General features: G+C 74.7%; 12 protein-coding genes. 1 reads left to right on the top strand and 11 read right to left on the bottom strand.

The annotated features are described in order from the left end of the window. Window positions 1–156: 156 nt before the first annotated feature. The 4 genes from AB0435_RS33045 to AB0435_RS33030 all read right to left on the bottom strand — a co-directional run bounded on the left by AB0435_RS33045 (window position 157) and on the right by AB0435_RS33030 (window position 4882). Window positions 157–1050 (bottom strand): LysR substrate-binding domain-containing protein, encoded by an 894-nt coding sequence (locus AB0435_RS33045; protein ID WP_366428632.1) that lies wholly within the window; start codon window positions 1048–1050, stop codon window positions 157–159. A 78-nt stretch (window positions 1051–1128) separates the two neighbouring features. Beyond that, entirely contained in the window at window positions 1129–2805 is a 1677-nt protein-coding gene (locus tag AB0435_RS33040) for a sigma-70 family RNA polymerase sigma factor (protein ID WP_366428631.1), read from the bottom strand. Window positions 2806–2897: 92 nt separating this feature from the next. Beyond that, window positions 2898–4358: a PH domain-containing protein gene (locus tag AB0435_RS33035; RefSeq protein WP_366428630.1), complete on the bottom strand. Its 1461-nt coding sequence runs from the start codon at window positions 4356–4358 to the stop codon at window positions 2898–2900. After that, on the bottom strand, window positions 4355–4882 hold the full coding sequence (locus AB0435_RS33030) for a PH domain-containing protein (RefSeq protein ID WP_366008021.1): 528 nt from the start codon (window positions 4880–4882) through the stop codon (window positions 4355–4357). Before AB0435_RS33030 ends, AB0435_RS33035 begins: the two co-directional genes overlap by 4 nt. A gap of 89 nt (window positions 4883–4971) precedes the next feature. Here AB0435_RS33030 and AB0435_RS33025 point away from each other — a divergent pair, with 89 nt between their 5' ends. After that, window positions 4972–5571 carry a TetR family transcriptional regulator C-terminal domain-containing protein gene (locus AB0435_RS33025; protein WP_366008022.1) on the top strand — a complete coding sequence of 200 codons (600 nt, stop codon included), beginning with the start codon at window positions 4972–4974 and terminating at the stop codon, window positions 5569–5571. A 38-nt stretch (window positions 5572–5609) separates the two neighbouring features. Here AB0435_RS33025 and AB0435_RS33020 read toward each other — a convergent pair whose 3' ends face one another. The 7 genes from AB0435_RS33020 to AB0435_RS32990 form a co-directional block, all read right to left on the bottom strand. Continuing rightward, window positions 5610–5870, bottom strand: a complete 261-nt coding sequence (locus AB0435_RS33020; protein WP_366008023.1) for a hypothetical protein — start codon at window positions 5868–5870, stop codon at window positions 5610–5612. Further along, window positions 5867–6220 (bottom strand): hypothetical protein, encoded by a 354-nt coding sequence (locus AB0435_RS33015; RefSeq protein ID WP_366008025.1) that lies wholly within the window; start codon window positions 6218–6220, stop codon window positions 5867–5869. The genes AB0435_RS33020 and AB0435_RS33015 overlap by 4 nt, the downstream gene beginning before the upstream one ends. Before the next feature lie 57 nt (window positions 6221–6277). Then, the gene (locus AB0435_RS33010) at window positions 6278–8374 is read right to left on the bottom strand and encodes an FUSC family protein (RefSeq protein WP_366428629.1); all 2097 of its coding nucleotides are present in this window, start codon (window positions 8372–8374) and stop codon (window positions 6278–6280) included. Window positions 8375–8468: 94 nt separating this feature from the next. Further along, window positions 8469–9962, bottom strand: coding sequence for a CoA-acylating methylmalonate-semialdehyde dehydrogenase (locus AB0435_RS33005; protein WP_366428628.1), 1494 nt, complete (start codon window positions 9960–9962; stop codon window positions 8469–8471). Window positions 9963–10074: 112 nt separating this feature from the next. Beyond that, the gene (gene iolD, locus AB0435_RS33000; protein ID WP_366008029.1) at window positions 10075–11955 is read right to left on the bottom strand and encodes a 3D-(3,5/4)-trihydroxycyclohexane-1,2-dione acylhydrolase (decyclizing); all 1881 of its coding nucleotides are present in this window, start codon (window positions 11953–11955) and stop codon (window positions 10075–10077) included. After that, window positions 11952–12827, bottom strand: coding sequence for a 5-deoxy-glucuronate isomerase (gene iolB, locus AB0435_RS32995; protein ID WP_366008030.1), 876 nt, complete (start codon window positions 12825–12827; stop codon window positions 11952–11954). The genes iolD and iolB overlap by 4 nt, the downstream gene beginning before the upstream one ends. A 39-nt stretch (window positions 12828–12866) precedes the next feature. Further along, complete coding sequence (locus AB0435_RS32990) at window positions 12867–13736, bottom strand: deoxyribose-phosphate aldolase (protein ID WP_366008031.1); 870 nt, start codon at window positions 13734–13736, stop codon at window positions 12867–12869. Window positions 13737–13973: the final 237 nt, after the last annotated feature.

Genomic DNA, 13973 nt, shown 5'->3' with positions numbered 1-13973 from the left:
GGGCTGGTTTTTCAGCCCGTCCGGCGTTTGAGGACGCGACCGAAGGTCGCTGGGGTCCGGGGTCTCCCCGGTTTCGGGAAGGGGCGGGGTGGGGAACAAGCCCGCCGCAGGCGCCAGCCGACCCGCGCCCGGCAACGGACCCGCCCCCACCACCCGCTAACCCCCCGGCGCCCCCAAGTGCTCCATGAGCACCCCCCGCAGCTCGCGCGCAGCGCGCGGTGGGGCCACGTCCTTGCGGTGGGCGACGGCGATCGTGCGCCGCATCCGCGTGCCCTCGAAAGGGGTGACTCGGAGGCCCGAGCGGGCGGCGACCATGCCGGGGACCACCGCGAGGCCGAGGCCGGCCCGGACGAAGCCGAGGACCGCGTCCATCTCGCCGCCCTCGACGGTGAAGGACGGTTCGAAACCGGCCGCCCGGCACGCCGCCGTGGTGATCTCCCGGAGGTCGTAGCCGCGCCGGAACATCACCATGGGCCGGTCGGCGAGCTCGGCGACCCGGATGGCGCGGCGCCGGGTGGGCGGGGGCGCCGAGGGGGCGGTGACGACGACGAGGTCCTCGCGCAGGAGCTCGGTGGTGGCCAGGGCGGGGCCGCCGACGGGCAGCGGGGTGATGATCAGCGCGAGGTCGAGCTCACCGGCGGCGAGGGTGCGGACGAGGTCCTGGGAGCCGCCCTCGTCCACCACGAGTTCGATGCCGGGGTAACGCGCGTGGTAGGCGTGCAGCACGTCGGGGACCAGGCTCGCGCAGAGGCTGGGCGGCGCCCCGAGCCGCACCCGGCCGCGCCGCAGCTGGGCGACCTCCTGGACCTCGCGGCGCGCCGTCTCGGTGTCCGCGAGGATCTGCCGGGCGAGGGGCAGCAGCACCTCGCCGGCGTCGGTGAGCGTGATGTTGCCCCGGGCCCGGTGGAAGAGCTCGGCCCCCAGCTCCCGTTCGAGGGCGCGGATCTGCTGGGAGAGCGACGGCTGGGCGACGTGCAGCGCGTCCGCCGCCCGCGTGAAGTGGCGGATCTCGGCGAGCGTGGTGAAGTAGCGGAGCTGCTGGAACTGCACCCGCGCATCGTATATAGCCGGAACCTATCGGGACAGGCTCCGGCATCGACGGTCGCTGTCCGGCGCGGGGCGCCCGCGTCAGCGGGCCCCGAACACCTGGGTCCACCGCGGCCCGCCCGGCGCGTGGTTGACGCCGACGCCGATCTCCTTGAAGGAGCAGTTGAGGATGTTCCGCCGGTGCCCGTCGCTGTGCATCCAGGAGTCCATGACGGCGGCGGGGTCCTGCTGCCCGTAGGCGATGTTCTCGCCGTACGTGCTCCAGTGGTACCCGGCGGCGGTGATGCGGTCGCCGGGGCCGGCGCCGTCGGGGTTGGTGTGGTCGAAGAAGCCGCGGGCGGCCATGTCGTCGGAGTGGCCCTGCGCGGCCCGGTCCAGGGTGCTGTTCTCGGTGACGGGCGAGCAGCCGGCCTTCGCGCGCTCGGCGTTGACGAGGTCGGTGACCTGCTGCCCGAGCGAGCCGCCGCCGGATCCGCCGCCCGGCTTGGGTGCCGGGGGTGCCTTCGGGGCGGGGCGGGCGGTGGTGGGGTCCGCCTTCTCCGGCTCGGGCGAGGCGCTGGTGGGGGTGGTCTCGGGGGCGGAGGCGGAGGCCGAGGCCGAGGCGGAGGCACTGGCCTTGGGGGAGGCGCTCGCGCTGGCGGAGGGCGACGGCGAGGCGCTCGGGGGCAGCGCGCCGGTGGAGGCGTCGAGCGCCTTCACCTGGGTGGGTATCTCGTCCCCGGCCGAGACGGGCCGGTCCGTGCGGTCCGTGGAGTCGGTGAAGAGGTAGACGCCGCCCAGCACTCCGCCCGCGACGACGGCCAGGGCGGCGGCCCCGGCGGCCGCCCGCTTCGCGACGCGGGGGCGGGAGGAGGCGCGGTGGCCGTGCGTACGGCCGCCGGCGGCGCGGCGGCGGGCGGCGCGGGAGGCACCGGGCACGCCGGGCACGGAGGCGGCGGCCGGGGCCGATGCCGCGGCCTGCTGGGTGTGGAGCACCGCCCCGCCGGCCCACCAGCCGAGCAGCGCGCCCGCCACCGGCACCAGGCCGAGGCCGACGAGCAGCCGCTCGGCGGGGACCAGCGCGGACCACGATCCCCCGCACGCCCCGCAGGCGCGCGCGTGCCGGGCGATGCGCTTGCGCCACAGCGCGGACGGCGCGCCGTCCCAGGGGGCGACGAGGCCGGCGAGCTCGCGGCAGCGCGGCGCGGCGCCGAGGGCGCGTACGACGCCACGGGCGGTGTCCAGTTGCTCTTTGGTGCGCTGGACGCGGACGGCCGTGTGCGCGGGTGAGAGCTCCAGCGCGGTGGCGACCTCGGCGCGGGTCAGCTCGCCGGCCGCCTCCAGCCACCACAGGGACAGCACGGTCTGCTCGCCCTCGTCGAGCCAGCGGGTCGCCTCGGCGACCTCCCTGCGCTGGCCCGTGAGGCCCAGCCGCACAATGGTCAGGTCGACGAAGTCCGCGCGGGGGTCGGGGACTTCGGCGACTTCCTGGAGGCCACTGACGGGTGCCTCGGGGCGGGCCCGCCAGTGGCTGCGTATCTGGTTGGTCGTGATGGCCACGAGCCAGGAGCGGAAGCGGGCGGGGTCCCGGAGCTCGTCCAGGCCGTTGATGACCCGCAGCATCGTCTCCTGGACCACGTCGTCGACGTCGGCGTGGCCGTTGAGGGCCCGTCCGACGATGTTGTAGACGAGCGGCAGGCAGGCGGCGACGAGTTCGTCCTGTGCCGCCTGGTCCCCGGCCCGCGCCGCCTCGACCACGGCCACGCTGTCACTGTTCACGCCGCGCCACCCCTTCTCGCTTTTCCGTTCGGTCCGACACATAGGAGACGTGGGGCGACGCACGGGATAACAGAAAAGGGAGGGAAATTTTTTTACGCGAGGAACTCCGCCACGATGCCGGGGGCGGCCGACTCCGCGAAGTCCGCCGCGTCCGCCGCCGCCATGTCGCGGACGCGGTAGCTCTCCTCGCCCGCCGCGACCGCGGCCGTGAGCGTGACCACCCCGGCGCGCCGCGAGAACGGGTTGTCCGTGAACGTCCAGGCCAGCACGGCCCGCCGGTCGAGCACGGCCGTCTGCCGCCCGAACGTGCCCGACCGCACGACCAGATGGCGCCCGCGCACGGCGTGCCCCAGCCCGCGGTAGGCGCTGCGCGCGAGTGCGTACGCGACGGGGGCGGCGAGCAGGACGTATCCCGCGGCGCAGTACAGCAGTACGGGGGTGAGCAGCCACCCCAGCACGGCCAGGGCCGCGGCCGGGGGCAGGACGTACCAGAGGAGGCCGCGCACGATCCGCCTGCGCAGGGCGGCGCGCGGGTGCGGGGTGAGCGCTCCGGTGGGCACCTCGCCCTCGCCCAGCAGGTCGGCGCACACCCGCAGTGCTTCGGCGCGGGGCGCGGGCGGCATGACGACGCTGCGCTTGCGGTTCTCCTCGCGGTTGCCGAGGCCGCCCGCCACGGCCCGCACGCTCGCCCCGCCGCCGTGCCGCAGCATCAGGGGCTCGCAGAGGGTCACGCCGCGCAGGCGGGCGCGTTCGATGGAGACGGAGCGGGTCGTGAACAGGCCGCGGCGGACGCGGAGTGTGCTCGAACCGTCCCATTCCAGGCGGTACTTCCACCAGTTCTCGGCGTACAGCACCACCGCGCCCACGACGCCGAGCGCGGTCACGGCGAGCAGGGCCAGCGGCACGGTGATCCACAGGGCGCTGTCGCCGAACTCCTGGAAGGCGTGGCGCACGAAGCCGATGCGCCAGGGCTCGACGCCGATCCCGTCGAGCACCCGCCACACCGCGCCGCCCGCGACGAAGACCCCGCCGAACACCCAGAACGTCAGCGGCGCGTAGCGCAGCCAGCGGGGGTCGCCGACGGCGAGCACGGGGTCGTCGGCGTCGCGCGCCCCGGCGCGGGCGAGGAGTTCGGCGCGCAGCCGCTCGGCCTCCGGGCGGGCGAGCGCCTCCAGGGCCAGCCGCCCGCCCTGGCCGCCGGTGCCGGCGCGCAGCACGGCGAGGCCGAGGGCACGCTGCACGAGGTTGGCGGTGACGTCGACCGTACGGATCCGGCTCAGCGGTATCGCGCGGAGGCTCTGGGTGAACAGGCCGGTCCGCAGCTCGAAGGAGTCCGCGGTGACGCGGAAGCGGGTGCGCCGCCAGGTGACGAGCCCGGCCGCGGTGATCACGGCGAAGACTGCGCAGATGGCGCCGAGGGTGATCCACGCGCGAAGGCCCGGCCGGCCGCCGGTGGCGAGCACGGTGAGGGCGAGCGAGCCGAGCGGCGCGCCCATCCAGGTGCAGTGCAGGACGAGGGTGCGGGCGTCGAGGGTGCGCCAGCCGGCGGTCATGCGGCGTCCCCGGGTATCAGGCGCGCCGCGTCCGTGATGCGCTCGGCCAGGTGCAGGGCGTCGGCGTCGGACAGCCCGGCGATCTTCACGTCGCCGGCCGTGGAGGCGGTGGTGACGGTGACCGTGGCGAGCCCGAACGACCGTTGCAGGGGCCCGCGCACGGTGTCGACGGTCTGCACCCGCGACAGCGGGGCGATCCGCCGCTGCTGCCGCAGCCAGCCGCCGGCGGCGTAGACCGCGTGCTCCCCCAGCTCCCAGGCGTGGACGCGGTAGCGCAGCCGGGGCATCACCAGGAGATAGCCGGCGGCGGGCAGCACGAGCACGCAGATCACGAGCGGCGCGAGCCACGGCAGGGCGCCGGGGAAGAAGAGCAGGGACAGCACGAGCAGCGCGAGGGCGACGAGCAGCAGCGGCCCGCTGACGGTGAGCGCCGCCTGCACGGTCCACCAGCGCCGGGCCCGCGGGTCGACGCCGTGGCGTGGCGGCCGGAGCCTGACCTGTGGAGGGTTCCGGTGTACGGCCATCGCTGCCCCGATTCTTTGCAAGTCGTTCGTACCGGCAAGCGCTAAGCTATAGCAATACGATCGACCCGTAAAAGTGAGGGGTGGTGGGCGTGCCCAAGCGCGTGGACCACGAGGAGCGCCGCAGGACCATCGCGGAGGCCCTCTGGCGGATCGCGTGCGAGCGCGGTCTCGACGGCGCGAGCCTGCGCGACGTCGCGGCGGAGGCCGGCATCTCGCTCGGGCGGTTGCAGCACTACTTCGCCAGCAAGGACGACATGCTCGTCTTCGCCCTCGGCCACATCAGCGAGCTCGCGACGCGGCGCGTGACCGAGCGGCTGGGGGCGCTGCCCGCGGCGCCCGCGCCGCGCGAGGTGCTGCGGGAGACGGTCGCGGAACTCCTGCCCCTGAACGAGGCGAGCCGCACCGGCAATCTGGTGCAGATCGCCTACTTCGTCCGCGCCCTCCACGACGAACGGCTGCGCGCCCACGCCAAGGAGGGCATCCCGGCGCTGCGCGCCTTCTTCGCCGGCCAGGTGCGCGAGGGCATGACCCGGGGCGAGATCGCCGCGGACCGCGACCCGGACGCGGAGGCGATGCTCCTGATCGCCCTGACGGACGGCCTCACCAGCCACACCCTCCTGGAGGTCTGCTCCCCCGAGGAGTCCCTGCGCCTGCTCGACGCCCACCTGGAACGGCTGTTCACGCCGTAGGGGGGCGGCCTTCCGCCCGGCGAGAGCGATCAGCCCCGTCAGCCGTACCAGGTGATGTTGCAGACGTACACGCAACAGTGGCGGGGAATGACCAGAAAGCTCAAGAAGCCGCGTCCACTGAGGAAGTCGAAATGCCGCACCCCGCCCTCCGGCCTCGGAGACCTCCCGACCTTCTCGGCGTCCCGCCCGAGTGCGGCGAGTTCGGTGGCCAGTCGCTCCACCTCGGCCACCACGCCGGGCGGGAGACCCGCCGAGACGTGCTCTTCGTCAGGGTCGTATTCCCAGGACCACTCGCTCACAGTCCCGCCTCCGCCTCCGCCGCCTGAAAGATCCGGCGGATCTCGGCGAGCACTGGCCGGAGCGTCTCCTTGTCCTCCGTGGCCTGCGCGGAATTCTCCAGCTCGCGCAGGCGTGCCGCGCGCTCGGGATGGCGCTCGATCGCGATGAATACGGCCCAGTGGTGCACGAAGGTGCGGAGCGGGGCGAGGCTCTGCGTCTGCTGCGCGTTCGTCGTCGCTTCGAACAGGTGCTGGGTGAGGTCGGGGATCCTGCTCGGGGCGATCCGGGCCACTGCCGCCCGCAGGGCGTCCGGAGTGAGCTCCGGCATGGGGATCAGCGGGCCGTACGGACCGTCGGGCTGCGCACTCACGGTGTCCTCCGTTGCGGACGGGGTGGTCCCGCCACCGTACCGTCAGGCCGGAGGCCGTCACGGCCTCCGCGCCGCCCTGTTGCGGCCGCCCGGGCCCGGGGAGAGGGCTTCCGAGAGGTCGTCGAGTGCGTCCATGAGGAGGTCCGCGCCGCGGACGGCGACGCCCTCGTCGCCGACCTCCGCCTGCCAGGCGGTGAGCGCTGCGCGGGGGCCCGTCCAGTCGAGGTGGCCGCGTTCGCGTACGGCCGTGGCGGCGGCGGGGAGCGCCTCCTGGAGGGCTTCGGCGAAGGCTTCGGCGCCCTTGGAGGGTTCGGCGTCGCGGTCCGGGAGGTGGGCCTCCATCAGCATGGTCGCCCGGCCCATGGTGGCGAGCGCCGCGTCCGCCGCGCGCTCCTTGGTGCGGGAGAGACCCCGGTGGCGTACGGGCTCGGTCAGGGCGCGGGCCGCCGCCTCGTCCCACGCCGCACGGGCCGAGCGCGAGGCCAGCAGCGCCTCGCGCACCCGGCGCGGGCGGCGCTCGGCAGGGCTGCCGAACGCTTTGAGCACGGCCAGGCCGTAACGGCCGTTGGCGGTCAGCCAGTCGGCGAGGCGGTCGCGCAGCCGGGGCGTCTCCCAGGTGGGGAAGAGCGCGTACGCGGCCATCGCGAGCAGCCCGCCGAGCAGGGTGAGGGCCACCCGCGCCTGGACGGTCTGCGACCAGCTCCCGCCGGCGATGCCCAGGAGGAAGACGACGTAGGCGGCGATGCACGCCGACACCACGCTGTAACCGGTGCGCATCAGCAGATACATCAGGCCGACGCACAGCACGGCGAGCCCGGCGTTCACCCACTCCCCCGGGTGGGCCACGGCGACCAGCGCGCCGGCGAGCAGGACGCCGACGACGGTGCCCGCGAAGCGGGCGACGCCGCGGGAGTAGGTCTGGCCGAAGTCCGGCCGCATCACCATCACCGAGGTCATCGGCGCCCAGTAGCCGTGCCCGAGCGGCAGCGCGGTGCCCAGCACATAGCCGGCCAGCACGACCACCGCCGTGCGGACCGCGTGCCGGCCGACCGGCGAGGACCAGCGCGCCTCGCGGCGCACGGCGCTCAGCACGAGCGGCGCGAGGCGGGGCACGGAGGGCCGCGGCAGGTGCCGGTGCTCCTGCCCGGCCTGCGGGGGCGTCGTGCGGACCGGCTCGTCGGTGGCGTCGACGGCGTCGCCGAGCAGCGAGATCAGGCGGTACGCCGACCGCCGCGCCGGACCCTTGAGCATCGGCCCCGACGCGGGCACCTCCAGCGCCGCCACCGCCTCGGCCGGCAGCCGCACCGGCCTGCCCCAGCGGATGGCGCGGGCGACGGCGTCCAGGACGGCCCCGGCGGCGGCCAGCAGATCGCGGGCCCGGTCGCGCTCGGGCCCCTCCGCGGGGGCGCCCAGCACGGGGTCGGCGAGCGAGGCGAGCACCGGCCGGATACTCTCGGCCACACCGCGCGGGCCACCGAGCTGGCGCGGCCGGTTCCGGGCCTGACGCGGGGTCAGCTCGGCGGCCTCGCGCGCGTCCATCAGCGGCTGCGGGTCGAAGCGGGCCAAGGGGTCGTGGCGGAGTCTGCGCGCGTAGTCCGCCTCGGCGGCCAGCGCGTCCGCGAGCGCGTCGCGCTGCTCGCCCCAGGGGCGGATGGGCAGCAGCACGATCAGCGCGGCCTGCACCAGGCCGCCGAAGGCGATGAGCCCGGCGTGCTCCAGCGCGCCGAGCAGCGACGTGGGCAGAGTGACCGTGACCAGCATGACCGCGATGGTCTGCGTCGCGACCAGCCCGGACACCGGCCCGGCCGCCCAGGCCATGCCGGCGAGCAGGGTCCACACCGTCAGCAGCGTGGCGAACAGCACGTGATCGGCGGCCGCGAGGTACCCCAGGAACGTGCTGACCGCCAGGCCCACCGCCACCGCGAGGGCCAGCACGGGCCGCGGCCGCCAGCTCCGCTGGAACGTCGCCAGGCCCGAGGCGAAGGCGCCGAACGCGGAGGACACGGCGAGGGTGGGGTTCCCCAGCCACAGCATGAGCCCGATCACGATCGCGACGCCCGCGGCGCCGCGCACGGCGACGAGGGGCGTGAGCTTGGCGCGTTCCACCGTCAGCCCGGCCCGTGCGGTCTCTCTCAGGGCACTCGACCAGGTCATACCCCGAGCTTACGATCATGCCCGGACGAACCGGGGGTGCCCCCCGGAGCAGGGGTGCCGCGCGCCGTCACGGCGCGCGGCACGTCCGGGCCGGCTACTTGTGGCTCGGGAAGCCCAGGTCGACCCCGCCGTCCGACGGGTCCGGCCAGCGGGTGGTCACCACCTTGCCGCGGGTGTAGAACCGCACGCCGTCGTTGCCGTAGATGTGCAGGTCCCCGAAGAGGGAGTCCTTCCAGCCGCCGAAGGAGTGGTAGCCCACCGGCACCGGGATCGGGACGTTCACGCCGACCATCCCCGCGTGGACCTCCAGCTGGAAGCGGCGCGCCGCGCCGCCGTCCCGCGTGAAGATGGCGGTGCCGTTGCCCCAGGGCGAGCCGTTGATCAGGGCCAGCCCGTCCTCGTAGGTGTCGGCGCGCAGCACGCACAGCACCGGGCCGAAGATCTCGTCGCGGTAGGCGTCCATGTCCGTGCCGACGTGGTCGAGGAGCGACAGGCCGAGCCAGTGGCCGTTCTCGTGGCCCTCGACGGTGAAGCCCGTGCCGTCCAGCACGACCTGCGCGCCCTGGCCGGCGGCGCCCTCCACGTAGGAGGCGACCTTGTCGCGGTGGGCCTTGGTGATGAGGGGGCCCATCTCGGACGCGGGGTCGTCGCCCGGGCCGATCTTGATCTTCACGGCGCGGTCGACGATCTTCCGCACCAGCTCGTCGCCGGTGGCACCGACCGCCACGACGGCGGAGATCGCCATGCAGCGCTCGCCCGCGGAGCCGTACGCGGCGGAGACCGCGGCGTCGGCGGCGGCGTCGAGGTCGGCGTCGGGCAGCACCAGCATGTGGTTCTTCGCGCCGCCGAGCGCCTGGACGCGCTTGCCGTGGGCGGTGGCCACGGTGTGGATGTGCCGGGCGATCGGGGTGGAGCCGACGAAGGAGACGGCCGCGACGTCGGGGTGCTCCAGGAGGCGGTCGACGGCCACCTTGTCGCCGTTGACCACATTGAGGACCCCGGCGGGCAGCCCCGCCTCCGCCGCCAGCTCCGCGAGCAGGAAGGCGGCCGAGGGGTCCTTCTCGCTCGGCTTGAGCACGAAGGTGTTCCCGCAGGCGATGGCCACGGGGAACATCCACATCGGCACCATGGCCGGGAAGTTGAAGGGCGTGATGCCCGCGACGACGCCGAGCGGCTGCCGGATCGAGGCGACGTCGACGCCGCTGGACACCTGGGACGACAGCTCGCCCTTGAGCTGCGTGGTGATCCCGCAGGCCAGCTCGACGATCTCCAGGCCGCGGGCGACCTCGCCGAGCGCGTCGGAGTGGACCTTGCCGTGCTCGGCGGTGATCAGCCGGGCGATCTCCTCGCGGTGGCCGTCCAGGAGCGCGCGGTAGCGGAAGAGGACGGCGGTGCGGGCGGCGAGCGAGGAGGTGGCCCACGTGGCGAACGCGTCCTTGGCGGCGGCCACGGCGGCGTCGACCTCTTCGACGGAGGCGAAGGCGACCCGCGTGGTCCGCTCCCCGGTCGCGGGGTCGGTGACCGGCCCGAACGTGCCGGAGGCGCCCTCGACGGCCTTGCCGCCGATCCAGTGGTGCACGGTCTTCATCTTCGGGAGCCCTTCTGGCGGATGACGGCTGACGACTGCGGATGCGGCTACGGACGGCCGCGGACGGGGTCGGGGACGGGGTCCGGGAACGGGCTCGGCGGGCGGCGGCGCCTCAGAGGTGCCGACGCCGCCCGGCCGCGTGCCGTTCGTACTCCTCCCGGGCCCTGACCGCCGCGGGACGGGTCGCGGTCTCGGCGACAGGCACATCCCACCACGCCTGCGCGGGGGGCGCGCCCGGCACTGTGTCGGCCGTTTCGGTCTCCACATAGACACATGTGGGGACGGTCGCGGCGCGCGCCCGGGCCAGCGCGTCCTCCAGCTCGCGGACCGTCCGGGCGCGCAGCACGGACATCCCCAGGGAGGCCGCGTTGGCGGCGAGGTCGACGGGCAGCGGGTCGCCCGTGTACGTGCCGTCGGGGGCCCGGAAGCGGTAGGCCGTGCCGAAGCGCTCGCCGCCGACGGCTTCCGAGAGCCCGCCGATGGAGGCGTAGCCGTGGTTCTGGAGCAGCACCACCTTGATGGCGATCCCCTCCTGCACGGCCGTGACCAGCTCGGTCGGCATCATCAGATACGTGCCGTCGCCGACGAGCGCCCAGACGGGGCGGTCGGGGCTCGCCATCCGGACGCCGATCGCGGCGGGGATCTCGTAGCCCATGCAGGAGTAGCCGTATTCGAGGTGGTAGCCGCGGCGGCCGCGGGCGCGCCAGAGCTTGTGGAGGTCGCCGGGGAGCGAGCCGGCGGCGTTGACGATCACGTCCGCGGGGGTGACGAGGCGGTCGAGCGCGCCGAGCACCTGGGCCTGGGTGGGGCGGGTGGCGCCGTCGGGGGAGGAGAAGGCGCGGGTGACGGCCTCGTCCCAGGCGGCCTTCCCGCGGGCGTACTCCCGCGCGTACTCCTCGGGGACGCGGTGGCCCGGCAGCGCCTCGCCCAGCGCCTCCAGTCCGGCCCGCGCGTCGCCGACCAGGGGCAGCCCGGCGAGCTTGTGGGCGTCGAAGGAGGCGATGTTGAGGTTGACGAAGCGCACCCCGGGCGCGGCGAAGAGGGTCGAGGAGGCGGTGGTGAAGTCGCTGTAGCGGGTGCCGACGCCGATCACGAGGTCGGCGGTGCGGGCGAGTCCGTCGGCGACGGCGGTGCCGGTGTGGCCGAGCCCGCCGACGTCGCGGGGGTCGTCGTGCGGCAGCGCGCCCTTGCCCGCCTGGGTGCAGGCGACGGGGATGCCGGTGGCGCCCGCGAAGGAGGCGAGCGCGTCGTACGCCTCGCTGTGCGCGACGCCTCCGCCGGCGATCAGCAGGGGGCGGCGTGCCGCCCGTACGGCCTCGGCGGCCTCGGCGAGGGACTCGGCGTCGGGCACGGGGCGGCGCACGCGCCAGACGCGGTCGGCGAAGAACGCCTCCGGCCAGTCGTACGCCTCGGTCTGCACGTCCTGCGGCAGGGCGAGGGTGACGGCACCGGTCTCGACGGGGTCGGCGAGCACCCGCGCGGCTTCCAGGGCCGCGGGGATCAGCGCCTCGGGGCGGGTGACGCGGTCGAAGTGGCGCGAGACGGGCCGCAGGCAGTCGTTGACGGAAATGTCACCGGCGCCGGGGTGTTCGAGCTGCTGGAGCACGGGGTCGGCGGGCCGGGTCGCGAAGGTGTCGCCGGGCAGCAGGAGGACGGGGATGTGGTTGACGGTGGCGAGGGCGGCACCGGTGACGAGGTTGGTGGCACCGGGGCCGATGGAGGTGGTGACGGCGTGGGCGGAGAGCCGGTCGCGGTGCCGGGCGTAGCCGACGGCGGCGTGCACCATGGCCTGTTCGTTGCGGCCCTGGTGATAGGGCATGGCGTCCCCGGACTCCAGCAGCGCCTGACCGATCCCGGCGACGTTGCCGTGGCCGAAGATGCCCCAGCAGGCGGCGATCAGCCGCTGCCGGGTGCCGTCGCGCTCGGTGTACTGGTGGGCGAGGAACTCCACCAGGGCCTGGGCGACGGTCAGCCGCCGGGTGGGTGCGGTCATCGGTCCTCTCCTGCGGTGTACAGCGGCAGCCTTGGGTCGACGGGGCTGCCGGGCCAAGTGGCCCGGATCCAGGCGTGGTCGGGGTGGTCCCGGATGAGCCACTCCCGCTCGGGGGCGGGCCCGGCCATGACGTTGAGGTAGTACATCGTGTGGCCGGGAGCGGCGATGGACGGGCCGTGCCAGCCGTCGGGGATCAGCACCGCGTCACCGCTGCGGACCTCCGCGAGCACGTCCGTACCGCCCGGCCGCGAGGGCGAGACCTGCTGGTAGCCGAGCCCGGCGTCGCCCTCGATCTCGAAGTAGTAGATCTCCTCCAGCCGGGACTCCTCGCCGGGGTGGTGCTCGTCGTGCTTGTGCGGCGGATAGGAGGACCAGTTGCCGCCGGGGGTGAGCACCTCGACGGCGATGAGCCGGTCGCAGGCGAAGGCCCCGGCGGCGGCGAAGTTGTTGACCTGCCGCGAGCAGTTGCCGGTGCCGCGCAGCTCCACGGGGACGTCGGCGGCGGGGCCGTGGCGCGCGGTCAGCCGGTTCTCGCAGCGCGCCCCGGCGAGCGCGAACCGGCCGCCCGCGCCGGAGCGGAGCGTCACCCGCGCGTCCCTCGGCACGTACGCGAAGTCGCTCACCCCCTCGAACACGCTCTTCCTGCCGCGCAGTTCGAAGACCTGCCCGTCGACAGTGACCGCACACCCTCCGGCCAGCGGCAGCACGATCCACTCACTGTCACCGGCCGTGAAGGTGTGCGTGGAGCCGGGCGAGAGGGTGAGGACGCGCAGCGAGGAGTGACTCCACCCGGCCTGCTCGGGCCGGATGTCCAGGGCGTACGGTCCGTCGGCGGCGCTGCCGGCCGGGAGGTGGTTGGTGGCGAAGGTCATGGGTTCTCGTCTCTCCTGACGCCGTGTGGGCCTCAAGCGTCACAGCAGTCCTACGGCGGTGTCGACGGCACCGGCCACGTCCCCGTCGGCCGGGTAGAGGAGCGAGCGGCCGACGACGAGCCCCTGCACGGTGGGCAGCCGCAGGGCCGCGCGCCACTTCTCGTACGTGCCGTCGGCGACGTCACCGCCCAGCAGCACGGTGGGGAGCGTCGTGGTCTCCAGCACCCGGGCCATGTCGGCGGGGTCGTCGGTGACGGGCACCTTGAGCCAGGTGTACGCGGAGGTCCCGGCGAGCCCCGAGGCGATGGCGATGGAGGTGGTGACGGCCTCGGCGCCCAGGTCGTTGTGCACCTGCCCGGCCACCCGCCGGGAGAGGAACGGCTCGACGAAGACCGGCAGTCGGCGCGCGGCCATGTCGTCGATGACGCGGGCCGCGGAGTGCAGCGTCCGCAGCGAGCCGTGGTCCTCGCGGTCGATGCGCAGCAGGAGCTTGCCCGCGTCGAAGCCGAGCCTGGCCAGGTCCTCGGGGCGGTGGCCGGTGAACCGGTCGTCCATCTCGAACGCGGCGCCCGCGAGCCCGCCGCGGTTCATGGACCCGATGACGACCTTGCCCTCCAGCGCGCCGAGCAGCAGCAGGTCGTCGAGGACGTCGGCGGAGCCGAGCACCCCGTCGACGCCGGGCCGGGACAGCGCGAGGCACAGCCGCTCCAGCAGCCCGGCCCTGTCCGCCATGGCGAACGGCCGCCCGCCGACGGCGAGGGCGCCGCGGGCGGGGTGGTCGGCGGCGATGATCATCAGCCGCCCGGTGTCACCGACGAGCGGGCGCCGCGCTCTCCGCGCGGCGGCCTCGGCGATGGCTTCGGGGTGCCGGCTTCTCGTTCTGGCGAGCTCGGCGATGTCGATTCTCACGGTTGCCTTCTGGGTCGGCCTGGTGGGGGTGCGGTCCGCTGCCGCCTGCGGCGGGCTTGTTCCCCAGCCCCGCCCCTTCCCGGCTGCGTCTGATGTGCGGCTCCGCCGCGTGGGGGGCTGCGCCCCAGACCCCGCAACACGGCTTCGCCGCGTTGTCCTCAAACGCCGGACGGGCTGAATTCGCTGGCTACGGTCCGCACATCCAGCCCGTCCGGCGTTTGAGGACGCGCCCGCAGG

This window comes from Streptomyces sp. NPDC051173 (assembly GCF_040689515.1).
Taxonomy (GTDB): domain Bacteria; phylum Actinomycetota; class Actinomycetes; order Streptomycetales; family Streptomycetaceae; genus Streptomyces.
The sequence above is the reverse complement of the archived record's forward strand: the minus strand, read 5'-3'. Positions and strand labels throughout refer to the sequence as shown.

Bases quoted from the DNA above. Each gene is read 5' to 3' on its own strand.
- iolD (WP_366008029.1), bottom strand. From the start codon at position 11,955: ATGACCGCACCCACCCGGCGGCTGACCGTCGCCCAGGCCCTGGTGGAG.
- AB0435_RS33010 (WP_366428629.1), bottom strand. From the start codon at position 8,374: ATGACCTGGTCGAGTGCCCTGAGAGAGACCGCACGGGCCGGGCTGACG.
- AB0435_RS33005 (WP_366428628.1), bottom strand. From the start codon at position 9,962: ATGAAGACCGTGCACCACTGGATCGGCGGCAAGGCCGTCGAGGGCGCC.
- AB0435_RS33030 (WP_366008021.1), bottom strand. From the start codon at position 4,882: ATGGCCGTACACCGGAACCCTCCACAGGTCAGGCTCCGGCCGCCACGC.
- iolB (WP_366008030.1), bottom strand. From the start codon at position 12,827: ATGACCTTCGCCACCAACCACCTCCCGGCCGGCAGCGCCGCCGACGGA.
- AB0435_RS33035 (WP_366428630.1), bottom strand. From the start codon at position 4,358: ATGACCGCCGGCTGGCGCACCCTCGACGCCCGCACCCTCGTCCTGCAC.